The 23,914-nt window shown below is 62.5% G+C and carries 16 protein-coding genes; 6 read left to right on the plus strand and 10 right to left on the minus strand.

The window, feature by feature from the left end:
- Positions 1–63: 63 nt before the first annotated feature.
- Positions 64–2,427, minus strand: coding sequence for a methyl-accepting chemotaxis protein (locus tag RA21_RS17955; protein ID WP_193748091.1), 2,364 nt, complete (start codon positions 2,425–2,427; stop codon positions 64–66).
- A gap of 576 nt (positions 2,428–3,003) precedes the next feature.
- Between RA21_RS17955 and RA21_RS17960 the strand changes: the two genes are divergently transcribed.
- Positions 3,004–3,717 carry a trypsin-like serine peptidase gene (locus tag RA21_RS17960; protein WP_082008999.1) on the plus strand — a complete coding sequence of 238 codons (714 nt, stop codon included), beginning with the start codon at positions 3,004–3,006 and terminating at the stop codon, positions 3,715–3,717.
- Positions 3,718–3,779: 62 nt separating this feature from the next.
- Here RA21_RS17960 and RA21_RS17965 read toward each other — a convergent pair whose 3' ends face one another.
- The 4 genes from RA21_RS17965 to RA21_RS17980 form a co-directional block, all read right to left on the minus strand.
- A complete protein-coding gene (locus RA21_RS17965; RefSeq protein WP_039151513.1) occupies positions 3,780–4,958 on the minus strand; it encodes an HlyD family type I secretion periplasmic adaptor subunit in 1,179 nt (392 codons plus the stop codon).
- Positions 4,955–7,252 carry a type I secretion system permease/ATPase gene (locus tag RA21_RS17970; RefSeq protein ID WP_152610588.1) on the minus strand — a complete coding sequence of 766 codons (2,298 nt, stop codon included), beginning with the start codon at positions 7,250–7,252 and terminating at the stop codon, positions 4,955–4,957. The genes RA21_RS17965 and RA21_RS17970 overlap by 4 nt, the downstream gene beginning before the upstream one ends.
- 29 nt (positions 7,253–7,281) lie before the next feature.
- Complete coding sequence (locus RA21_RS17975) at positions 7,282–8,571, minus strand: TolC family protein (RefSeq protein WP_039151519.1); 1,290 nt, start codon at positions 8,569–8,571, stop codon at positions 7,282–7,284.
- 76 nt (positions 8,572–8,647) lie between these two features.
- The gene (locus RA21_RS17980) at positions 8,648–11,203 is read right to left on the minus strand and encodes an Ig-like domain-containing protein (protein WP_039151523.1); all 2,556 of its coding nucleotides are present in this window, start codon (positions 11,201–11,203) and stop codon (positions 8,648–8,650) included.
- 730 nt (positions 11,204–11,933) lie between these two features.
- Here RA21_RS17980 and RA21_RS17985 point away from each other — a divergent pair.
- From RA21_RS17985 to RA21_RS17995, 3 genes are read left to right on the plus strand one after another with little or no spacing between them, the layout of a single operon-like run.
- The gene (locus tag RA21_RS17985; protein WP_019294937.1) at positions 11,934–13,868 is read left to right on the plus strand and encodes a PrkA family serine protein kinase; all 1,935 of its coding nucleotides are present in this window, start codon (positions 11,934–11,936) and stop codon (positions 13,866–13,868) included.
- Positions 13,869–13,886: 18 nt separating this feature from the next.
- Positions 13,887–15,224 (plus strand): YeaH/YhbH family protein, encoded by a 1,338-nt coding sequence (locus RA21_RS17990; protein WP_039151526.1) that lies wholly within the window; start codon positions 13,887–13,889, stop codon positions 15,222–15,224.
- Entirely contained in the window at positions 15,211–16,725 is a 1,515-nt protein-coding gene (locus RA21_RS17995) for a SpoVR family protein (protein ID WP_039151528.1), read from the plus strand. Before RA21_RS17990 ends, RA21_RS17995 begins: the two co-directional genes overlap by 14 nt.
- A gap of 75 nt (positions 16,726–16,800) precedes the next feature.
- Here the strand turns inward: RA21_RS17995 and RA21_RS18000 are convergent, their stop codons facing one another.
- Complete coding sequence (locus tag RA21_RS18000; RefSeq protein ID WP_029204687.1) at positions 16,801–17,913, minus strand: S-(hydroxymethyl)glutathione dehydrogenase/class III alcohol dehydrogenase; 1,113 nt, start codon at positions 17,911–17,913, stop codon at positions 16,801–16,803.
- A gap of 356 nt (positions 17,914–18,269) precedes the next feature.
- Here RA21_RS18000 and RA21_RS18005 point away from each other — a divergent pair, with 356 nt between their 5' ends.
- Both RA21_RS18005 and cueR read left to right on the plus strand, forming a co-directional pair.
- Positions 18,270–20,777, plus strand: coding sequence for a heavy metal translocating P-type ATPase (locus RA21_RS18005; protein ID WP_039151531.1), 2,508 nt, complete (start codon positions 18,270–18,272; stop codon positions 20,775–20,777).
- Positions 20,774–21,163, plus strand: coding sequence for a Cu(I)-responsive transcriptional regulator (cueR, locus tag RA21_RS18010; RefSeq protein ID WP_019294942.1), 390 nt, complete (start codon positions 20,774–20,776; stop codon positions 21,161–21,163). The genes RA21_RS18005 and cueR overlap by 4 nt, the downstream gene beginning before the upstream one ends.
- A 99-nt stretch (positions 21,164–21,262) precedes the next feature.
- Here the strand turns inward: cueR and RA21_RS18015 are convergent, their stop codons facing one another.
- The 4 genes from RA21_RS18015 to pcaC are packed head-to-tail and all read right to left on the minus strand — an operon-like array spanning position 21,263 to position 23,854.
- On the minus strand, positions 21,263–22,093 hold the full coding sequence (locus RA21_RS18015; RefSeq protein ID WP_019294943.1) for a 3-keto-5-aminohexanoate cleavage protein: 831 nt from the start codon (positions 22,091–22,093) through the stop codon (positions 21,263–21,265).
- A gap of 11 nt (positions 22,094–22,104) precedes the next feature.
- Positions 22,105–22,725 carry a protocatechuate 3,4-dioxygenase subunit alpha gene (gene pcaG, locus RA21_RS18020; RefSeq protein ID WP_039151533.1) on the minus strand — a complete coding sequence of 207 codons (621 nt, stop codon included), beginning with the start codon at positions 22,723–22,725 and terminating at the stop codon, positions 22,105–22,107.
- Entirely contained in the window at positions 22,725–23,462 is a 738-nt protein-coding gene (gene pcaH, locus RA21_RS18025) for a protocatechuate 3,4-dioxygenase subunit beta (protein ID WP_019294945.1), read from the minus strand. The genes pcaG and pcaH overlap by 1 nt, the downstream gene beginning before the upstream one ends.
- Positions 23,459–23,854, minus strand: coding sequence for a 4-carboxymuconolactone decarboxylase (pcaC, locus tag RA21_RS18030; RefSeq protein WP_241483524.1), 396 nt, complete (start codon positions 23,852–23,854; stop codon positions 23,459–23,461). Before pcaC ends, pcaH begins: the two co-directional genes overlap by 4 nt.
- Positions 23,855–23,914: the final 60 nt, after the last annotated feature.

Here is a 23,914-nt window from a genome sequence, read left to right on the forward strand (position 1 = left end):
CAGGCACAGGTTGCCATAGTCTGAAGGCGCCGCGGTTTTTTTAGCGGCGCCTCCGGTGAGTTTTCAGAAGTCCTGCCAGAGATCGCGGGCAGCGCTGCCGTTGGAAGCTGCCGCTGCGGGTGCCGGGCTGGCCTCGATGTCCCAGTCGTCCTCGCCATGCGCCGAGGGCGCAGGCTTGGCGGCCGGGACGGCGGCCGGGGCCGCTGCAGGCGCCGGGCGGGCGGGGGCCGCGCCGCCGGAGACCCGGAAATGCGCCACCAGCTCGGCCAGTTTGCCGGCATCGGTGTTCAGCATGTGGCCGGCTGCTGTGGCCTCCTCCACCATCGCCGCGTTCTGCTGCGTCACCTGGTCCAGCTGGGTGACACCGGTGTTGATCTCGTTGAGGCCGGTGGACTGCTCCGCCGCGCCTTCGGCAATGCCGGAGACCAGCTGCGAGATATGGGTGACCTGCTCTACGATGCTCTGCAGCGCCTCGCCGGCCTTGCCGACCAGATCGACGCCGCGCTCCACCTGCTTGGAGCTGTCGGAGATCAGCGTCTTGATCTCCATCGCCGCATCCGAGGAGCGCTGCGCCAGAGCGCGCACTTCGCTGGCGACCACTGCAAAGCCCTTGCCGGCCTCGCCCGCCCGCGCCGCCTCGACGCCGGCATTGAGCGCCAGCAGGTTGGTCTGGAAGGCGATGTCGTCGATCACGCTGATGATCTGGCTGATGTGGTTCGAGGACTGCTCGATCTCGGTCATCGCCGACACCGCGCTTTGCACCACTTCGCGGTTATTTTCCGCTTCGGTGCGGGCCTCCGCCATGGTCGCCTCGACGCTGCGGGCGCCGTCGGCGGCGGATTTGACGGACGCGGTCAGCTCATCCAGCGCCGCGGCGGTTTCCTCCAGGGTGGCCGCCTGGCTCTCGGTGCGGTGCGACAGGTCGTCGGAGGCCTGGCTGATCTCGGCGGCGCCGTTGCGGATGCTGCCGGAGGCCTCGATCACCTGCTGCACGGTGGCGCTGAGGTTGCTGACGGTGCTGTTGAAATTCTGCCGCAGCTGCTCGTATTCCTCCGGGAAGGCGCTGCTGATCGGCTGCGAGAAATCGCCGTCTGCCAGCTGCACCAGGCCGCTGCTCAGCTTCTCAACCACCTGCTGCTGCTGGCGCTGCATCTCGGCGCGCTCCTCCTCGGCGGCGCGGGCCAGCTTCAGGTCGTCCTGCATGGACACCAGCGTCTTGCCGATCTTGCCGATCTCGTCGCCGCGGCTGGCCGCCGCAACTTCGGTGTCGAGATCACCGGAGGACACCGCTTCCATATCGCTGCAGATCCGGTCGATCGGCCGGGTGATCGACCGGGCAAACAGCCAGCCGAAGAAGGACACCAGGGTTGCGCAGGCCAGGGAGATCAGGAGCATGATCCGCTGCTGGGCGGTTGCCGGAGCCAGGACCTCTGTCCGGTCAAGCTCTGCGACCAAAGCCCATTGCAAATTGCGGAAACTGACAGGTGCAGAAGCTGCGGTGACCTCACGCCCGTTGTCCCTGATGACGGACGGGTAGAAGGAGGCATCAGTGTTCGCCGGCGCCTCACCTGACGAGGCCGAAGTAAATGCAAAGGCCTCTTGGATGTGCGGCAGTGCCGGCAAGTCTTCGAGCAGCTCATGGCCACCTTTGAGACGCGAGGGCGTGCGGGCCTTGAGGTCCGCCCCGGCCAGGTACACGTCAAGCGTCTTCAGATCTCCTTCGAAGCTGGAAGTGATCGCAGCGATTTCGTCGATAGCAACCTGCAGTGCAAAGACGCCGATGTAACGGCCGCCGCTGTCCAGGATACGGGTCGCCGCAAAGGCCGCAGGAGCGTCTGCACTAGGTGCGTAAGGGGCGATGTCAGAAAAATAGACCTGTTCTCTTTCTCCCTCAGCGGCCAGACGGAAGGCTTGCGCCAAGCCGCTTTCGGTGTAGGGGCCGGAAGTCAGGTTGGTGGCATAGTCAGCTTCTTTCGCAACAGAGAAGATCACGTCACCCTCAGGATTGACCAGAAAGATGTCATAGTAGCCAAGCCGTTCCATCATTCCTGCGAATGCAGGGTGGTTGCGCTCAAAATGAATATCATACGGCGATGAGGCCGAGGCAAACATCGACAGGTTGCTGACTTCCTCCTGGCCGCTGCCGCCACGGCTGCTCCAGGTTATGCCCATGTCCTTCATCGCCTTTGCGGTGGAGGGTACGGCTGAGACTGTCAGAATTGCCGCTTCAATGGATGCCAGGTAGGATTGCAGCCCGGCTTCTCGGTCGCGGACCAAGGATTTCAGGACAATCTCTGCATCGTGGACGACGCTGCGCCGGAAGTAGCTGCTGGAGAAGGCAATCAGGACTACTGTTACCGTTAGTGCGGTTCCGACGATCAGCAGGGGAAGCTTTTGGGAAAGTTTAAAATTCTGCAACATCTTCAACATAAAACCTCCGGCAGGTATCCCTCGGCTTGCCGCCGGGGATAAGGGACTGAGACTGGGGCTGATACAACGACAGATTGATTTTCGATCCGTTAATGCTCCAAAAAAAAGGCGGAAAAAATTTTCAAAATGATTGCATCCTGCAGGCGGCGCTGGCCTGCCTTGGCGTCTATTGACCGAACCGGCGTTAAGGAATTGGCCTGATAGTGTGCGTTTGACCGGTTAACGGCTGATGGCGGGCACCCGGCCGGGCGGATTGGATTCGTTAACCTTTTGCGGCTCGGATGGTGTCGAATCGCGCCGGGCCGGGGGCCCCTCACCCGGCTTACGTCCGGAATTGACCGCTGAGTTCTCTTTTGTTGTTCGCGGGTTGGAAAAAATATTTACGCTTTGTTTACTTTTCCTAGCCAAGCCGCAGGCTTTTTTGCCATGGTTAAGCATCAATAACCGGGGGGGTTAGGGAATTGTTAACGCTGCCGCATTCTGTCCACCTTTTGGTCTCAGCCCGGCAACTTTGGGTCTCATTCCAGCCGCACGCCTGAATGACGATGCCCATGTGGGAAGCTGGAGTGGGTTATGAGACTGACTATTGCTGCAATTGCGGCATGCCTGTCCCTGGGCATGCCAATAGGCACGGCTGCGGATGAACTGCAGCCACGCGACGAAACGATACAGGGACTGGAGGCCGTCGGACGGCTGAATATCGCCAACCGCAACATGTGCACCGGAGCGCTTGTTGCGCCAAATCTGGTGCTGACCGCAGCGCATTGCCTGTTCGATCCCAGAACCGGTGCCAGGGTCGATCCGCAAAGCATCTGGTTTGAGGCCGGACTGTCAGGGCGCCGGGCCGTTGCCTTGCGGCAGGTGGTGAAGGCGGTTGTGCACCCGCAGTACCGGTACCGGCCGTCCGGAGCGCATCAGATCGGCAGTGATCTGGCGGTTCTGCGCTTGGACCGGCCAATCAGCAGTCGTCAGGCTGCGCCGCTCGCCATGGCAGGTGATGCCCAGCTAGGTGATACGCTGGATGTTCTGTCCTATACCCGGGCGCATGCGACTCGGCCCCGGCTGAAACGCTCGTGCAGTGTTCTCGCCCGCAAAAGCCGCACGCTGGTGATGTCCTGTCTGGTTGATTTCGGGGCGTCCGGGTCGCCGGTTCTGGAATTGCGGCCGGGCCGGGCACCGCGGCTGGTTTCGGTGATTTCGGCCAAAGCCGCCATGGGCAGCAGGAGGGTGTCGATCGGCACCGCCTTGGACGCCACGCTCAGCGATCTGATCCGCCGCGCCGGCTGACAGGTGCTTCCCGCACGTCAAAAGGCAGGGGCTGCTTCGATCTGGGGCTGCCCCTTTCTGTATTAGGGTTCGCGCAATGCTTCGCGGGATTTGTAAAGCGGTTTCAGCAGGTATTGCAGCACGGTTTTGGCGCCAGTCTGCAGTTCCGCGATGGCGCGCATGCCCGGGCGGATCTCTATGGATTGCTGACGTTCGCTAAAGCCGGATTTGTCGACCCGAACCGTTACCCTGTAATAGGGCTCGGCGCGCGGATTGCGCTCATCCTCGAAGGTGTCGGCGGACACGAAGTCCACCTTGCCGCGGAGCGCGCCGTAAATGGTATAGTCATAGGCCGACAGTTTGATGGTAGCGTCCTGGCCGGGCTGCACGCTGGCGATGTCTTCGGGCTTGACCCGTGCCTCCACAAACAGTTCCTCACCCAGCGGGATGATCTCCAGGATCTCCTCACCCGGACGGATCACGCCGCCGATAGTGGTCACCGCCAGGCTATTGACGATGCCTGCCATGGGGGAGGTGATGATGGTGCGGTTCAACTGATCGACAGCGAGCCGCTGCTCCTGCCGCAAAGTAGTAATCTCGCGCAGGGTCTGGGCATATTCCTCGGCCTGCTCCAGTTCCGCCTGGGTTCCGATTTCGTTATATTTCGCGCGGGCGTCGGTGGCCGCCTTGCGGGCCTTGTTTACCTCGATCAGCGCCACGATCTTCTGCTTGAAGAGCTTCTCCATATTGGCAAGCTCCGCATTCAGCTGATCCATGACCTGCCGGGCGCTGTCGCGGCGGCTTGCAAAGTCCGTTTGCCGCGCGGTAAGCAAGCCGCGCTCGGAAGCCAGGATGCCGGGGGAGCGCTGTGCCAGCATGTCCGGCACGGCGAATTCAAAGGCGCCCTTCATTTGCGCTTCCAACCGGTGGCGCCGGATCTCCAGCGCATCGATCTGGTTTTGCAACTCATCCGCAGCAGTGCGGAACTTGGTGTCCTGCAGCTTGGCCAGCACCTGGCCAGCCGTCACGATGTCGCCCTGGCGGACATGCAGCTCTGCCAGGATGCCGCCCTCCAGGTTCTGCACGATCTGGGCGCGGGAGGAGGAAACCACCTGACCCTCGCCGCGCACGATCTCGTCGATAGAGGCAAAGGCGGCCCAGATCAGGAAGGTGAGCACGGCGGCCAGCGCCAGATAGATGATACGGCTGGCGCTGCGCGGCGTCTGCGCATCACCGTAGGGATCGTGAAGCGCCATGCTCATTTGCCCTCTCCTGCGGCCAGATGCGCCAGAACCTGATCTCGCGGGCCGTCCACCACCATTCGGCCTGACTGCAGGATCAGGGTACGGTTGGTCAGCGACAGGATCGGCATCCGGTGCGTGGCGATCACCGCGGTCCGTCCCTCCAGCCAGCTTTCCAGGCGGCTGACCAGGGTGCGTTCCAGCGTCTGGTCCAGCGCCGCGGTGGGTTCATCCAGCAACACGACAGAGGGGTTCTGCAGCCACAGCCGCGCCCAGCCAATCGACTGGCGCTGGCCGATCGACAGGCCATGGCCGCCGTCGCTGATCTCCAGATCCAGCCCCTTGTGGTGGTTGCGCACATGGGCGCCGAGGCCTGCGAACTCCAGCGCTTCCATCAGCCGGTCGTCGTCGCGCTCCAACTGGTTGAGGTTCAGGTTGTCGCGCAGGGAGCCTGCAAACAGCCGCACGTCCTGGCTGAGGTAGCCGATGTTGGCCCGCAAGTCGCGCGGGTCGATCTGGGCCATGTCGGTGCCGTCCAGCAGGATGCGGCCCCGGTCAGGTGCATATAGGCCCGACAATAGTTTGAGCAGGGTGGACTTGCCTGAGCCGTTGACCCCCAGCACCGCAACACGCTGGCCCGGTGTGACCGCCACAGCCTGCACGTCCAGCGTCGGGGCGGCGTCATCCTCATAGCGGAACATGATCTCGCGCAGCTCAAACCGGCCTTCAATTTTCTGGCGGCGCAGATAGGTGCGTTCTTGTTCTTTCTCCTGCGGCGCCTGGGCGATTGCATCCAGCCCTTCCAGCGCTGCCTTGACGTTGCTCCAGCGTGCCAGGGTTGCGGCGAACTGCGTAAGCGGCGCAAGCGTGCGGCTGGTCAGGATGCCGGTCGCGATAATGGTGCCGACGGTGAACTCACCGGCAAAGACCAGCAGCGTGCCCAGCACCACAGCAGTGATATAGGTTGCCTGCTGCACCCCTTGCGACCAGTAGGTGAGGGCGCTGGACAGCTTGCGCTGCTCGGTGGCGGAGTGCGACGACAGCGTGTTCAGTTCATCCCACAGCCGCAGCACCCGTTCCTCGCCGCGCTGGGTCTTCACGGTGTCGAGTTCCGTCACCACCTCATGCAGCAGGCGGCCCGCCTTGGCATTCGCACCTTGGGTCTGCCGGGTATAGGCGATCATCTTCTTCTGCATGAAATAGGCAGGCAGCAGCATCAGGACGCCGCCCGCGATGATCACCCAGACCACCGGCCCGGCGATGGAGGCCACCAGCAGCAGGAACACCGCGATAAAGGGGATGTCCGCCAGAGTTGAGATGGTGGAGGACGTGAAGAACTCCCGCACCGAACCAAAGTCCCGCATCGCAGCAAACAGGCCGGAGGGCGGCAGCGGCTTCTTGTCGGACCGCATTCCGATCAGGCGGCGCATCAGGTTGTGCTGCACCGACAGCTCGATCTGGCGGCCGGCCGCATCGGTCAGCCGCGCGCGTGCCAGTTTCAGCATTGCTTCCAGCGCGATTGCCAGAAAGGCGCCCACCGCCAGCACCCATAGGGTTGCGTGCGACTGGTGCGGCACCACACGGTCGTAAACCTGCAAGCTGAACAGCGCGACCGACACCGCCAGTATATTGGCCACCAGCGACCCCAGCATGATCTCGCCCACCTGCCGGCGGTACTTGGGGAACTCGCTCCAGAACCAATGGCCCGGGTCGATCTGCGGCGTGTGCTTGGCTGCCATCTGCTTGAGCGAGGGGCGGGCCGACAGCACGGTGCCGGTGAAATAGGGGCTGAACTCCGCCAGCGGCACTTCGGTGCGGTTATCCGGGCAGGCAGTGTCATAGATGGTCAGCGCATCTTCGGCCTGTCCCAGCACCAGCACGCATTGGCCGCCGGACATGATCGCCAGAGCGGGCCACAGGGCGGGGGCAAGGCTCTGTTTTTCCAGCACCTTGGGCTGCAGCCCGGCGGATTGCACTGCCTTTGCAAGCGTGTGCAGCGACAGATCGCCCGGCGTTTCCTGCCAAAGGAAGGCGGCGACGTCGCTGACCGGCACCTCGCTGCCCTTCAGGGCGGCAAGGGTGGCAATCAGGCTGGCCCGGTGCTGGATGCGCGCGGCTGCCCCTTCCAGCAGCGAGCCGACCTCAGGTTGGGCGTCCTGCGGCTTGGGCCGGTTGTCGGTCTTGGGTTTCACCTGCGCATTGGGGCCAGCGGCTGGGGCAGAGATGTTGGCGGGCTGCAGCCCGTCCTGCGCCGCGGTCCTGGGAGCGGCAGCAGGGACCGACCGCAGAACCGGCTTCTGGCCAGGGGCGGGCATGCGGCGGGGCGGCTTTTGCGTGGTATCGGTCAAATCTTGTCCCCATCAGCCAAAAGCCCCAGGTCGCGCGCCAGCGCCAGCTGGATCAGCACCACCTCGTATTTTGCGTCGATATAGGCTTGCTCACGGCGTACCAGTTCCTCGTAGACCTGGATCACTTCCATCACCGGGCGCTGGCCCGCCTCAAACTGCTTCTGGAACAGCTCGTAGGTCTCACGGCTGCGGCGCACTAGCACCGCGGTCTCGCCTTCTTGCCGCTGGTAAGAGGCGATTTGCTGCACCTGGCGGCTGTAGGCGCGCCGGGCGGTTTCCTCGGCCTCGCCCACCTGGCGCATTGCGGCCTCCTTGGAGGCTTCCAGCGCCTGGATTGCGGCTGGAGTACCCAGTCCCAGCGGCTGGCCGACCCCCAGGGTGATGCCGGCGCCAGAGCCGTCCGTGGTGACGTTACCGGCTGCGGAAATCTGCGGCAGCAGCCCGGCGCGTCCGGATTTGGCCTGTGCAATGGTGCGTTCTGCTTCGGCGCCGGCTTTTAGCACAGACAGGAACTGTCCCTGTTCCGGCGGTGTGCCTATGGCTAGGTGCGACGGCTTCTGATCGAAACTCTGGCCTGTCATCGCCTGCAACTCGGCGCGAGCGGTGGTTGCAGCATCGCGGGCGGTGGCAGTGGCGGTGCGGATGCCGCTGATCTTGCTGTCTACCACGTTGAGATCTGCGCGGTCCGAGACCCCGCCATCGACCCGTCCCTGAACAATTCGGCGGAACTCCTCCATTCGGCGCAGGGCGCGGTCGCCATAGGCCGCCTTTTCGTCGCCGCGCAGGGCGGCGGCATAAAGCCCGACAGCGGTCTCTACCCGGCCGTTCATGTCCTCTGACAGGCTGACGGCGGCGACCTCAACATCGGCGGCGGCAAATTCGCGTTCCGCCTTGCGGCGGCCATTGTCGAACAGCACCTGCTCGATCAGCAGCCCGGCCACCAAGTCGCCCAGATCGGTCAGGCTGACCGAGGGTCCCAGGGTTGGAAACCAATTTTTTGAGGCGGCTTCGGCCCGCAGTTTGGCACTGATCAATTCTGCCTCGGCGGCGCGGGAAGAGGCGGCGATGGCAGCTGACGCGACCTGACCGTAGGCGCTGTCTTCCGCCAGCAGCGAACGCCGGTTCATCAGGGCGCTGATGACCGCGGAGGAAGTCTCCCCCGTTTGAGTGAAATTGCTGTGCGGGGCTCCGTCCGCTGCCTCGTTCGTGCCGCCAAACGGGGCCGTTGCGCAGCCAGACAGGCTGCACATCACTGCGATGGCGCAAAGAAAGCGTCCCGGTTGCATCCTGCCCTTTTGCCCTTTTGTTCAAGGCTTTTGATGATTTGGGTCTGGCAGCAGGTGCCGCTGCCAGACCAGAAAATCAGATCACGGTGTTGACGTCTTCATCAACAAGGATCGTGGTGCCGTCGTCGCCCAAAGTATAGACATCGTAAGTCTCGCCATCGATGGTCTGAGACCCGTCTGCGGTTGCACCGGTGATGGTCAGCGTGTCATCGGAGCCGCCGTGCACCGTCAATGTGTCGCCGTTGCCGGACAGCGCGTTAATGTCCGCTTCGGTCAGGGTCAGGTCGACGTTGTCTGCATGGACAAGGTTCAGTTCGTCAATGTTGAACTGCGACAGGCCCGAGTGATCCAGAACGGTGGCGTCGGCACTGTCTTCAAAAACAACCATGGTGCCAGAGCTGTTGCCGGCTTCGTCCACGCGGTTGACCACCAGGTTTGACCCGTCCGGCACGGTTTCGTCGAAGCTGAACAGGGTGCTGCCGCCAATGTCTGTCTCGGTGCCGGAAACATCCTCCACCGCGCCGCCGCTTGTCAGCTCATGCGTGGTGTCGCCGTCTTCATAGTCGTCGCTGAAGAAGCCTGTGACGCCGGAGCCGGTGCTGACAACGCTGCCCACATTCGGTGCATCGTATTCGGTATCGACTTCAAAGGTCTCTGTCAGGGTTGCGGTGTTGCCTGCGGGGTCGGTCGCAGTGATTTCTGCGCGGCTGGTGTAGGTGCCCTCCGGCAGATCGTCCGCGTCAAACTCCACGCTCCAGTTGCCATCGGCATCGACGGATGCGGCCCGGGTTACACCTTCGATGGTGACGTCGACCGTGGAGCCAGCCTCCACCGTGCCAGTCAGAGTCAGCCCCGCGGCGCGTTCGGCGATGTTGACGATGTCATCATCGGCGATGCTGTCGGCCTCGAAGGGCACAACTTCGGTGTCGATGGTAAGGGTGTCTGTGATTTCCGCCGTGTTGCCGGCAGCGTCCGTGGCTGTGACGGTGACATCGGCTTCATAGCTGCCGTCAGGGATGTCGGAGGCTGCAAAATCCACGCTCCAGTTGCCGTCGCCATCCACTGTTGCAGTTTCGGTAGCATCACCCAACTGCACCACCACGGTTGAGCCCGGCTCCACCGTGCCAGTTAAAGTGATCCCGTCGATGTGCTCGTCCTCATTGACGACGCCATCCCCCTCAACAGTTGCTGTCTCAACGGTGAGCGGTTCGACCAGGGTGTCCACATGCAGGTCAGCTGTTGCAGTTGCGCTATTGCCCGCTGCGTCGGTCGAAGTGACGCTGATCATTGTGTCATATTCACCGGCAGGCAGGGAGCCCGCCTCGAACTCTGCAGCCCAGTTGCCATCGGAATCCACTGTCGCAGTCCGGGTCACGCCTTCGACGGTCACGCTGACCGAAGCGCCGGACTCGCCGGTCCCGGTCAGGGTGAGCCCTGCTGCGGCTTCGGCGTTATTGACGAGGTCGTCACCGCCCGCCTGGCCGCTGTCAATTGCCACGTCAGTGGTGGTGTCCACACGGATCGTGCCGGTGGTCGTCTCGGTGTTGCCATAGGCATCGGTCGCGGTGGCCGTTACCTCCGCGTCGTATTCGCCGGACAGGATTTCGGACGCGGCGAAATCGGCGCTCCAAGTGCCCTCATCGGTGGCCGTCACCGTGCGTGTCACCCCCTGAAAGGTCACGTTCACGGTTGCCCCGGCTTCGGCGGTGCCGGTCAGGGTCACCCCGTCCGCGGCCTCCGCGCCATTGATCATGTCATCACCACCGGCCTGGCCGTCATCAAGAGCGACGGAGGTTTCGGTGTCGATGCGGATTGTGGAGGTGGCGGTTGCCGTAGCTCCGGAGGTGTTTGTCGATGTGGCCGTTACCTCCGCGTCGTACTCGCCGCCGGTGATTTCGGAGGAAGCGAAATCAGCGCTCCAGGTGCCTTCATCGGTAGCGGTCACTGTGCGGGTCACCCCCTGAAAGGTGACTTCCACAGTGGATCCAGCCTCCGCGGTGCCAGTCAGCGTAACGCCGTCTGCAGCTTCAGCTGCGCTGATCGTGTCGTCCCCTCCGGCAAGGCCGCTGTCGACAGTCACAAACGTGTCACCGTTATTGCCGCCAACGCCACCGCCGCCACCGCCGCCTCCATCACCGCCGCCGCCGCCGCTTGCGATCGCTGCGACGCCAACAGCGCCCGCAGCGGCTCCAGCCGCGCCTAGGCCGCCGAACAGCGGTGCCGCCAGCGGTGCCACAACAGGTTCAATCCGGTCGACGTCCAGGAACACCATCTCATCATAGGCGCTCCACTTGCCGGCCAGGTCAAGCGGCTCGTAGGTGGCAAACAGCATCCCGCTGGACTTGTCCTCCAGCACCACTTCGATGAATTGGCCTTCTTGGCTGAGGAACAGGTTCTTGCCGCCGGTTGCACCGAAGGAATAATAGTTCTCCAGCACCAGCTCCTGGCCGTTCGCCAGGGTCACATGCAGGTTGCTGCCCTGCCGGGAGTAGCTTTCGACGTCAGCAGGGCTGAGGTTCAGCGAAATGTCCTTGGCCTGGCTGGCATCAATGCGCGCCGGGGTGCCTTCAGAGAAATTTCCATGCTGCGTGGTGCCCGCCATATCGCGGGTGATAAATGCGACCGTGCTCATAAACTTACCGCCCATCTGAATGCGCCGCGGCCCGGAAATTGGCCATCGGCTTATGGTTAAGTTGCCTGTATTTTTGCCCAGCGGCCGTCTTTTGCGGCCATTTTGAGGCCACAATGTGACAATTTTTTCTGTCCTGTCCAGTATATGCAGGGCGTGTGTGAGGTTATTTTGCCGCCAACCGTGTCCTGGCTGCCGCAGATTTTCTAAGTTTTTTAACGCGACTGTGATGCTGCACCGGGCGCAAATGCCCCCTGCGCACGCACTGAAACCGGCTGGCAAAGCCCGCTGGGTGCGGTGTTCCCGGAGGCGCTGCGCCGAAAGGGAAAAGTTGCCGTGAAGCTCGGGTTTGACGGTCAGATTGCTGCAGAAGCCTTTGAAATGCCGCGACGCAGAAGGTCCGTGCAGCAGCGGTGATCGCCGTGATGTGAAGAAAATTTCCCGCAAAAGTTTCTGGCAATTAATTAAAAGTACACCACTTTCAGATAGTAAGAAGTTCGTAATTGGTGTAAGCTCGGAAGTAACTAACACGACGCCGCCAGCCTGGACTCCGGGCGCAGGCCGCCGCCAAGAGCGGCCAGCCGGACGTATGACGCCAGAAGCGGCGCCGAGCAGAAATCAGAACTCAACACTGACGCGGACACCTATGCCCACGTGCTGGGCACTCTCTGTCCGTGCGCGATCTTAAACGCCAGGAGGAACGGCGCGAGTTAACCAGGAGGCTTGATCCAAGATGAAAGACATTGCCGAACTTTTTGCAGAGCAGTACGGCGAAACGCGCGAGCAGGAAATGCCGCTGCAGGAGTATTTGAACGCCTGCCGTGACGATCCGAGCCTGTACGCAAACGTCGCCGAGAGGATGCTGAAGGCAATTGGCGAAGAGGAGCTTGTGGATACGTCCAAGGACGCACGGCTCGGGCCGATCTTTCAGAACCGCACGATCAAGCGCTACAGCGCCTTTCACGACTTCTACGGCATGGAAGATACGATCGAGCGCATCGTCGGCTACTTCCGCCACGCCGCGCAAGGGTTGGAGGAGCGCAAGCAGATCCTTTACCTGCTGGGCCCGGTCGGTGGCGGTAAATCCTCGCTGGCGGAGCGCTTGAAACGCCTGGTCGAAGATCAGCCAATTTATGTTCTCAAGGCCGGTGACCAGATTTCGCCGATCTTCGAAAGCCCGCTGGGCCTCTTTGACCCGGTCCGCATGGGCAAGGTGCTGGAAGAGGAATACGGCATTGCCCAGCACCGGCTGCCGGGGCTGATGTCGCCCTGGGCCGTGCAGCGGCTGGATGAATTCGATGGCGATATCAACAAGTTCTCGGTTGTCCGCATGTATCCGTCTAGGCTGCGCCGGATCTGTGTTGCCAAGGTGGAGCCTGGCGATGAAAACAACCAGGACATCTCTACCCTGGTCGGCAAAGTGGACATCCGACAGCTGGAGCATTTCAGCCAGGATAATCCGGATGCCTACAGCTTCTCCGGAGGCCTGAACCGATCAACCCAGGGCGTCTTGGAATTTGTTGAGATGTTTAAGGCGCCGATCAAAATGCTGCACCCGCTGCTGACGGCGACCCAGGAAGGCAACTACATGGGCACCGAAAGCTTTGGTGCCATTCCCTTCAACGGACTGATCCTGGCGCATTCAAATGAGTCCGAATGGCAGTCCTTCAAGAACAACAAGAACAACGAGGCCTTCATTGACCGGGTGTCGATCGTCAAGGTGCCCTATTGCCTGCGGGTCTCGGATGAAACCTCGATCTATGAAAAGCTGATCGAGTTCAGCGAACTGCGTGACGCGCCCTGTGCGCCGGAGACGCTGAAAATCCTCAGTCGCTTCTCGGTGCTGACACGCCTGAAGCCGCATGAGAACTCGAACCTCTACTCCAAGATGCGGGTCTATGATGGCGAAAGCCTGAAAGACACCGATCCCAAGGCGAAGACGGTGCAGGAATATCAGGACCGCGCCGGCGTCGACGAAGGAATGAACGGCATCTCCACCCGTTTTGCTTTCAAGGTGCTTTCGACCACATTCAACTTCGACACCAACGAAGTTGCGGCGGACCCGGTGCATCTGATGTACGTGCTGGAGCAGATGATCAAGCGTGAGCAGTTCCCGCAGGAGACGGAACAGAAGTATCTTGAGTTCATCAAGACCGAACTGGCACCGCGCTATGAGGAATTCATCGGTAACGAGATCCAGAAGGCGTACCTCGAAAGTTATACCGAATACGGTCAAAACGTCTTTGACCGGTATATCTCCTATGCTGACGCATGGATCGAGGAGCAGGACTACAAGGATCCTGACACCGGCCAGCTCTACAACCGCGAGGTTCTGGATGCGGAGCTCAGCAAGATCGAGAAGCCGGTCGGCATTGCTAACCCCAAGGATTTCCGCAACGAGGTGGTCAAGTTTGCGCTGCGCCACCGCGCCAACACTGGCAAGAACCCGGCCTGGAACTCCTACGAGAAGCTGCGCGATGTGATCGAGAAGCACATGTTCAGCCAGGTCGAGGAACTGCTGCCAGTGATTTCCTTCGGGTCCAAGAAGGACAGCAAGACCGAAGGCAAGCATCAGGAGTTCGTCGAGCGGATGCGCGGCCACGGTTACACCGACCGCCAGGTGCGGCGCCTGGTCGAATGGTACATGCGGGTCAACAAGGCGGGCTAAAGAGGAGCGCTGTGCAACATGCATCATTTCATCGACAGGCGCGCCAATCCAAAGGGCAAGAGCCTCGGGAACCGCCAACGGTTCCTGCGGCGGGCCCGGGAGAATATTAAGGAGCGCGTCGATCAGTCGGTCCGGGGGAAGTCGATCCAAAGCGGAAGCGGTGTCCCGGACGAAGGCGAAAAGGTCACTATTCCCACACGGGGGCTGAAGGAGCCGCGGTTCTTCCATTCCTCCAAGGGCGGCATGCGCCGCCATGTGCTGCCCGGCAACAAGGATTTTGTTGTCGGCGACACCATCAAGCGGCCGCAGGGCGGTGCCGGACAGGGCGGCCGCCAGGCATCGGAGGACGGGGATGGTGAGGACGAGTTTTCCTTCACCCTGACCCAGGAAGAATACCTGGAAATTCTGTTTGAGGGGCTGGAACTGCCGGACCTCGTGGAAAAGGCCACGGTGGAAACCGAAACTATCGGCACCCGCCGGGCTGGTCTGACAACAGCGGGCACCCCGAACAACCTGAACTTGGTGCGCACCATGCGCAACTCGCTGGGCCGCCGCATTGCATTGCAGCGACCCACCACCAAATCCCAGCGTGAGCTTGAGGAGCAGATCGCTGAGCTGGAAGCGCTGGATGAGCGCACCCCGCCGCAGGAGGAATTCCTGGCGACGCTGAAAATGCGGCTGGAAGGTATCATTCGCAAGCGCAAGGTGGTCGGATACATCGACCCGCTGGACCTGCGCTATGACACCTTTGTGCCGGAAAAAATCCGCAACTCCCGTGCCGTGGTGTTCTGCCTGATGGATGTCTCCGGCTCCATGCAGGAACGCGAGAAGGATCTGGCGAAACGCTTCTTCCTGCTGCTGCACCTGTTCCTGGAGCGCTGCTATGAACACACCGAGCTGGTGTTCGTGCGCCATACCCACCACGCCCAGGAAGTGGATGAGGAAACCTTCTTCTATGCGCGCGAAACCGGCGGCACCATCGTGTCGACCGCGCTGGAAAAGATGAAGGAGATCATCGAGGAACGCTATCCGCCGGACGAGTGGAACATCTACGGCGCCCAGGCCTCGGACGGCGAAAACTTCGGCAATGATTCAGTGCGCTGCAAGAATCTGCTGCTGAATGATCTGCTGCCGGTCAGCCAGTTCTACGCCTATGTGGAAATTGTAGACGAGGCGGCGGAGATGCTGCTGAACAACCCCGAAGCAGGCGAAGACCTGTGGCAGAACTACCGCGAGGTGAAGGCGCAGGCGCAGCATTTCGAGATGCAGCGGGTTTCGCAGCCCGGCCACATCTATCCGATTTTCCGGGAATTCTTCCTCCCCAAGGTGAAAGGGATGCAGCATGCAGGCAGCTGAAAAGGCGTGCGAGCCGCTGTTTGACGGGCCGGAATGGACCTTCGAACTGATGGAAAAGGCGCGCGACGCGATCGAGAAGATCGCGCTCGAAGACCTCGGGCTGGACGTCTATCCCAATCAGATCGAGATCATCTCGGCGGAGCAGATGCTGGACGCCTATTCCTGCGTCGGCCTGCCGCTGATGTACCAGCACTGGTCTTTCGGAAAACACTTCGCCCGCGACGAGGCGCTCTACCGCACCGGCCGCCAGGGCCTGGCCTATGAGATCGTCATCAACTCCAACCCCTGCATCAGCTATAACATGGAAGAAAATACCATGGCGATGCAGACACTGGTGATGGCGCATGCAGCTTTCGGGCATAACCATTTCTTCAAGAACAACTACTTGTTCCAGCAATGGACCGATGCGGCCGGCATCCATGACTACCTGGCGTTCGCCAAGAACTACATCGCCGCCTGCGAGGAACGCTATGGCCCGATGGCGGTGGAAGAGGTGCTGGACGCCGCCCATGCGATGCAGTCTCAGGGGGTGTTCCGCTACGGGCGCCCGCCCAAACCCACCAACGAGGAACTGGTGGCGATGCAGAAAGTGCGCGAAGGGTATGAAAGCGGCCAGAGCGTGCTTGATATCTGGACCGACTCAACCCTTGGCCGGGACAAGCTGGAACTGATCGAGGATGCCGACTTCAGCGCGCGCCGCAAGATGATGAACCTGCCGCAGGAGAACATCCTGTATTTCCTGGAGAAACACAGCCCGGTTCTGGAACCCTGGCAATGCGAGATCCTGCGTATCGTGCGGATGCTGGCGCAGTATCTGTATCCGCAGAAACAGACCAAGGTCATGAACGAGGGCTGTGCAACCTTCGTGCATTACTACATCATCAACAAGCTCCATGAGCAGGGTCAGATCACGCAAGGAGCCTATATGGAAATGCTGCACAGCCATACCAATGTGGTGATGCAGCCTGAATATGACGATCCGCGTTATTCCGGCATTAACCCTTATGCGCTGGGCTTTGCGATGATGCAGGACATCCGCCGCATCTGCCAGGATCCGACTGACGAGGATCGCGAGTGGTTTCCGGACTTTGCCGGCAACCCGGACTGGCGCGGGGTGCTGCGGGATGCCTGGGCGAATTACCGGGATGAAAGCTTCATCCAGCAGTTCCTGTCGCCCAACCTGATCCGCAAGTTCAAGCTGTTCACGCTTACGAATGACGCGGAGCTGCCCAATCTGGTGGTCAGCCAGATCCACAACCGGGCCGGATACAAGGCCATCCGGCGCGATTTGGCGAAACAGTATGACCTCGCCTATCTGGAGCCTGATATCCAGGTGACAGACGCTGATCTGCGCGGCGACCGGGAACTGAAGCTGACCCACAACGTGCGCGATGGCATCCATCTGGATGAGGACGACCAGGAGGAAGTACTGAAGCACTTGCGCCGGCTCTGGGGCTATGGCGTCAGACTCGATGCGGTGGAGGCCACCACGGAAAGCTGACGGCAGGACCCGCGATGCCAAAAGAAAACGCAGGCCCTCGGGCCTGCGTTTTGGTGTTTCACATGAATCCCGGGATCAGAATTCCACTACCGCGCGGATCGACTTGCCTTCATGCATCAGCTCGAAGCCCTCGTTGATCTGGTCCAGCGTCAGCTTGTGGGTGATCATCGGGTCAATTTCGATCTTGCCGTCCATGTACCAGTCAACGATCTTCGGCACATCGGTGCGGCCCGACGCACCGCCAAAGGCGGTGCCGCGCCAGCTGCGGCCGGTGACCAGCTGGAACGGGCGGGTGGAAATCTCGGCCCCCGCAGGCGCAACACCGATGATGATTGATTCACCCCAGCCCTTGTGCGCGCATTCCAGCGCGGTACGCATCACGTTGACGTTGCCGGTTGCGTCAAAGGTATAATCCGCGCCGCCGCCGGTCAGTTCCACCAGATGCGCCACCAGGTCGCCTTCGACCTCGGCCGGGTTCACGAAATCGGTCATGCCGAATTTCTCAGCCATCTCCACCTTGCCCGGGTTCAGGTCGACACCGACGATCTGGTCGGCGCCGGCCATCCGCAGGCCCTGGATCACGTTGAGGCCGATACCGCCGAGGCCAAAGACCACCGCGCGGGAGCCGATTTCCACCTTGGCGGTGTTGATCACAGCACCAATGCCGGTGGTAACGCCGCAGCCGATGTAGCAGACCTTGTCAAACGGCGCGTCCTCGCGGATTTTCGCCAGCGCGATTTCCGGCACCACGGTGTGGTTGGCGAAGGTCGAGCAGCCCATGTAGTGGTGGATCGGGGTGCCGTCCAGCATCGAGAACCGGGTGCTGCCATCGGGCAGCAGGCCCTGGCCTTGGGTGGAGCGGATCGCCTGGCACAGGTTGGTCTTGGGGTTGAGGCAGTACTCGCACTCACGGCACTCCGGGGTGTAGAGCGGGATCACGTGGTCGCCCGGCTTCAGGCTGGTCACGCCTTCGCCGACCTCAATCACGATGCCTGCGCCCTCATGGCCCAGGATCGCCGGGAAGATGCCTTCCGGGTCGTCGCCGGAGCGGGTGAATTCGTCGGTGTGGCACAGGCCGGTTGCCTTGATTTCCACCAGAACCTCGCCCGCCTTGGGGCCTTCCAGGTTCACTTCCATGATTTCCAGCGGTTTGCCGGGGGCAACCGCAACGGCAGCGCGGGTCTTGATCATGTGACTGGTCCTTCGTTCTTTTCTTCGGGACCGGGCCGCCGACAGGCGGGTCCGGGGTGAATGCGGTGCCGGCGGCTGCGCCGCGGGCCGGAATGACCCAGCGTTACATTTGCGAACCGGCACGCGCAAGCATTGCCTCGGCACCCTAACAGGGGAGGCACCCTGGGCTTTGCCCCGAAAGCGACAGCTGAGCCGCGGTCCGCGCCATCCAGGCGCAATGAAAAATCCCCGGTTTCCAGCAGTTTGCCTGCAGGCTTCCAGTTTTGGGAAGGAATTATGCTGCCACCCCTTGACCTTCCCCTGACTGGAACCCTCATATCCACTGTCAATGGTATAGAACCGGCGGATTTCCGATGTCAGACACGACCCAAATATCCTTGCATATCACAGGCCTCAGCTGTGCGGGCTGCGCTGGCCGGGCGGAGCGCGCGCTGGCGGCAGTGGAGGGGGTTCAGTCGGCCTCCGTAAACCTCGCCAATGCCACCGGCCAAGTGGAGGCCGCCCAGGATGTGGCGCTGACGGATTTGACCGGCGCCCTGACCGATGCCGGCTATCCGGCCGCGGAATCGCAGGCTGTATTGGTGATCAGCGGCATGAACTGTGCTTCCTGCGTGGGTCGCGTGGAAAAGGCGCTGCTGGCGGTGCCGGGGGTGCTGTCGGCCAGCGTCAACCTGGCAAACGAGACCGCGCAGATCCGCTATCTGACCGGTGCCGCCCGCGCTGCGGATCTGGCCCGCAAGGTGACGGAGGCCGGCTATCCGGCCCGTCTCAGCGGTGCGGTGGAGGATGAGGCGGAACAGGCCAGCCAGCGCAAGGCGGATGAAATTTCCGCACTGGGCCGCCAGGTGCTGATCGCCGCGCTGCTGACCCTGCCGGTGTTCCTGATCGAGATGGGCGGCCATATGGTTCCGGCGCTGCATCACTGGGTGGCGGCAAATATCGGCATGCAGAACAGTTACTTGCTGCAATTCGCCCTGACCACCCTGGTGCTGGCGGGGCCGGGACGGCAGTTCTATGCCAAGGGCTTCCCGGCGCTTCTCCGGGGCGCACCCGACATGAACGCGCTGGTGGCTTTGGGCACTGCCGCGGCATACGGGTTCTCGGTTATTTCCACCTTCGCACCCCGGCTGCTGCCCGCAGGCACCGCCAATGTCTATTACGAGGCCGCAGCGGTCATTGTCGTTCTGATCTTGACAGGCCGCTTCCTGGAAGCCCGCGCCAAGGGCCGCACCGGCGCCGCGATCCGCAAGCTGGCGGGACTGCAGCCCAAGACTGCCATGGTGGTTGCGGGCGGTGATGCCGTGGAAACCCCGGTGGAGGAGATCGGGGCAGGGGATCTGATCCGGGTCCGTCCGGGTGAACGGATTGCGGTGGATGGCGAGATTGTCTCGGGCAGCTCCTATATCGACGAGAGCATGATTTCGGGCGAGCCGGTGCCGGTAGCCAAGTCCCGCGGCGATGAGGTCACGGCGGGCACAATCAACGGCAACAGCGCGCTGGAGTTCCGCGCGACACGGGTGGGGCGCGACACTGTGCTGGCGCAGATCATCCGCATGGTGGAGCAGGCGCAGGGCGCCAAGCTGCAGGTGCAGGGACTGGTCGACCGGATCACTCTGTGGTTCGTGCCTGCCGTCATTGCGGTGGCGGCGCTGACCGTGCTGGCCTGGTCCGTGTTCGGCCCGGCGCCGTCGCTGCCGCTGGCCTTGGTGGCTGGCGTCTCCGTGCTGATCATTGCTTGCCCCTGCGCCATGGGGCTGGCAACCCCGACCTCGATCATGGTGGGCATCGGCCGTGCTGCCCAGATGGGGGTGCTGTTCCGCAAGGGTGACGCGCTGCAGCGGCTGCAGGAAGTCAAGGTGGTGGCGCTCGACAAGACAGGCACATTGACCGAGGGCCGTCCGGCGCTGACCGAATTGATCTGCGCCGAGGGCTGCACCCGAGAGGAGGTGCTGCGCCTGACTGGCGCTGCTGAAGCACAGTCCGAACACCCGATTGCCCGCGCCATTACGGCCGCGGCGGGCAAGGGGCTGCCCAAGGCATCAGGTTTTGAGGCTATCCCGGGCTACGGCCTGCGGGCAGAGGTCGAAGGCCGCGTGGTGCTGGCCGGTGCTGCCCGTCTGATGGCGCGTGAAGGCATTGCCTTTGGCGCGCTGCAAGCGGAAGGCGAGAGATTGGCTGAGCGTGGCGAAACCCCGCTCTATGCTGCCGTTGACGGCCGGCTTGCGGCGGTGATTGCGGTGGCGGACCCGATCAAGCCAGGCACCCCGGCAGCGATCAAGGCGTTCCACGAGCAGGGGCTGAAGGTGGCCATGATCACCGGCGATGCGGCCGCGACGGCGCAGGCGATTGCCAGGCGGCTGGGCATTGACGCGGTGAAGGCCGAATGCCTGCCTGCGGACAAGGTAAAGGCGCTGCAGGAACTGCAGGCGGAACACGGCACGCTGGCCTTCGTCGGCGATGGCATCAATGACGCTCCGGCGCTGGCAGCAGCAGATGCGGGCATCGCCATCGGCACCGGCACCGACGTGGCGATCGAGGCGGCGGATGTGGTGCTGGTCTCCGGCGATCTGCGCGGCGTGGTCAACGCGCTGACCGTCAGCCGCGCCACCATGCGCAACATCCGCCAGAACCTGGGCTGGGCCTTCGGCTATAACGTGCTGCTGATCCCGGTGGCGGCGGGCCTGCTCTACCCCTTCGGCGGGCCGCTGCTGTCGCCTGCGCTGGCGGCAGGCGCCATGGCGCTGTCGAGTGTTTTTGTGCTGTCGAACGCGCTGCGCTTGCGCCGCCTGAAACCGGCCATAGATGAGGATCAGGCCGCACCGGCACCCAAGGCGGACACCAAACAGGAGGCGCGCGCATGAATATCGGGGATGTTTCCAGCCGCTCAGGGCTTCCGGCCAAGACGATCCGCTATTACGAGGACATCGGCCTGATCAAGCCGCACCGCAGCGCCAACGGCTACCGCTGCTTTGCCGAGACCGACCTGCACAAGCTGGCCTTTCTAGGCCGCGCCCGGGCGCTGGGCTTCACCATCGAGGACTGCCGCACCCTGATGGCGCTTTACGAAGACGAAAGCCGCGCCAGCGCTGATGTGAAACAGCTGGCGCAGGAACATCTGGCCAAGATCGAGGAAAAGATCGCGGATTTGCAGGCGATGCATGACACGCTGGGCGAGCTGGTCAACTGCTGTGCAGGCGACAGCCGCCCGGACTGCCCGATCCTCAAGGACTTGTCCGGCGAAGGATGACCCGCGGGGAGCAAGGGCTCCCGCGCCTACGGTTGCCCGGCCGAGCAGCCTGGCGGATAAGGTCAAGGCTTCGGGTCTCGTGGCCCGAAGCAGGCAGTCTCAGCCGGGGCGCAGCTCCAGGATCTCGCGGGCCTGCTGCCAGGTGGCAACAGGGCGCTCGTATTTTTCACACAGCTCTGCCGCCCGTTTCACCAGCGCGGCGTTGGAGGGCGCCAGCGTTTCGCGGTCCAGCCGCATGTTGTCCTCCAGCCCAGTGCGGGTATGGCCGCCCGCGGCGATCGACCATTCGTTGACCAGGATCTGCCCCGGCCCGACACCGGCGCCGCACCACTGGGCCTCGGGCGCCAGCCGCTGCATGGTCTTGACGTAGTAGTCGAACACATCCTTGTCGACCGGCATCGCGTTCTTCACCCCCATCACGAACTGCACATAAAGCGTGCCGGGAATGCGTCCCTCGCGGTTCATCTTCACCGCCTGGTGGATATGCGACAGGTCAAAGGCCTCGATCTCCGGCTTCACGCCGTAGGTGCGCATCTCCGATGCCAGCCAGTCCACCAGATCCGGGGAGTTCTCATAGACCCTGGTGGGGAAATTGTTGGACCCCACCGACAGCGACGCCATGTCGGGCCTGAGCGGCAGCATGCCGCCGCGTTCGTGGCCCGCGCCGGAGCGGCCGCCGGTTGACAGCTGGATGATCATGCCGGGGCAGTGTTTCTGCAGATCTTCCATCAGCCGCGCGAACCTTTCCGGGTCCGAGGTCGGAGTCTGGTCGTCGTTCCGCACATGGCAATGGGCGATTGAGGCCCCAGCCTCAAACGCCTCATGCGTGCTTTCGATCTGTTCCGCGATGGTGACCGGCACCGCCGGGTTGTTTTCCTTGGTCGGGACTGAGCCGGTAATGGCAACGCAGATGATGCAGGGTTTGCTCATGGATTTCCCCTTCAGATGTCGAAAAACACAGTTTCATCTTCGCCCTGCAGGCGGATGTCGAACCGGTAGACGGCCAGACCGTCCCGCAGCGCGCGCCTGGCGATCAGGGTGGCGCGGCGGCGCTCCCACTCTATCACATTCAGCACCGGGTCGGCAGCGTTGGCCGCAGCCTCATCTTCGAAGTAGATCCGCGTATTCAGCCCCACGTTGATGCCGCGCGCCACGATCCACAGGTTTATATGCGGTGCCATCATCTGTCCGTTGCGACCCGTCACTGGCCCGGGCTTCACCGTCTCAAATCCCCATTCTCCGGTCTCGAAATCGGTGATCACCCGGCCCCAGCCGCGAAAACCGTCCTCCACCTCGCCCGGATGCTCCGGGTGGGCATAGATGCCGTCTGCATTGGCCTGCCAGGCCTCCAGCAGCACGTCCTTGACCGGCGAACCGGTGCCGTCCACCACCAGGCCCTCCACCCGGATGCGCTCACCCTTGGCGTTGGGTCCGGCAATGTCCCAGCCAAGCTCCTGACCGTAGATCTCAAACCCCGCCGTGCCGGGGGCCAGGCCGATATGGACATAGGGGCCAGCGGTCTGCGAGGGGGTTTCCTTCAGATAGTCCAGCTTTTGGCGCATCAGTTCCCCTCCAGCCGGTTCTCAAACAGGGTGGACCGCCGCCCGCGCAGCACGATGTCGAACTTGTAGGCGATAGTGTCCAGCGGAATGGTGGCGTTCATGTCGAGGCGCGCAATCAGCATATCAACGGCCTCCGGGTCCGGGATGGTGTTCACGATCGGGCAGCGCGCAATCAGCGGGTCGCCTTCAAAATACAACTGGGTGATCAGCCGCTGCGCAAACCCGGTGCCAAAGACCGAGACATGGATATGCGCCGGCCGCCAGTCGTTCACCCAGTTGCGCCAAGGATAAGCGCCGGGCTTCACGGTGCGGAAGTGGTAGCAGCCGTTCTCATCCGTCAGCGTCCGGCCGCAGCCGCCGAAATTCGGGTCCAGCGCGCCAAGGTAGGTATCCTTCTTGTGCCGGTATCGGCCGGAGGCATTGGCCTGCCAGATTTCCACCAGCGTATTCGGCACCGGGCGCGCGTTTTCATCCAGCACCCGGCCGTGCACGATGATGCGTTCGCCGATCGGGCTCTGGCCGGGCTGGGCAAAATTCGACAGCAGGTCATTGTCGGCGGCATTGATGTCGTTATGGCCGAACACCGGCCCGGTGATCTCGCTGGCGGTGTTTTCCAGGCTGATCAGGGGGAACTTCGGCGAGCGGGTGACCGAGGTCTTGTAATCCTGCGACAGGGCAGGGGGGTGCCAGTGGCGGTCCCTCTGGTAGAACTCCCCGGGCTGCGGCGGCTTGGTCATGCGGTGTCCTCTCCCTCGCTCTCCATTTCGGCATAGGTCTGTTTGGCCAGTTTCAGCGCGCGGTTGGCCCGCGGCACCCCGGCATAGATCGCCACATATTGGAAGGCCTCCAGCACATCCTCCCGGCTGGCGCCGGTGCGGGTGGTGGCGCGAATGTGCATCGGGATTTCGTCAAAGTTGCCAGTCGCCGCCAGCAGCGCCAGCGTTAGCATTGAGCGTTCCCGCAGGCTGATCCTGTCCGAGGCCCAGACTGTGCCCCAGGCGCCTTCGGTAATCAGCTCCTGAAACGGCTGGTCCAGCGCGGTCTTGGCGGCCTCCGCGCGGTCCACATGGGCGTCGCCCAGAACCCTGCGCCGCACCTGCATACCGCGGTCGTAACGGTCTTGCATCATTCCAGTCTCCCTTTGCTCAGGAGTATCGCATACCGCAAGTGATCTGTATAATCTTCAAAA

Source organism: Leisingera sp. ANG-DT (genome assembly GCF_000813785.1).
GTDB lineage: Bacteria > Pseudomonadota > Alphaproteobacteria > Rhodobacterales > Rhodobacteraceae > Leisingera.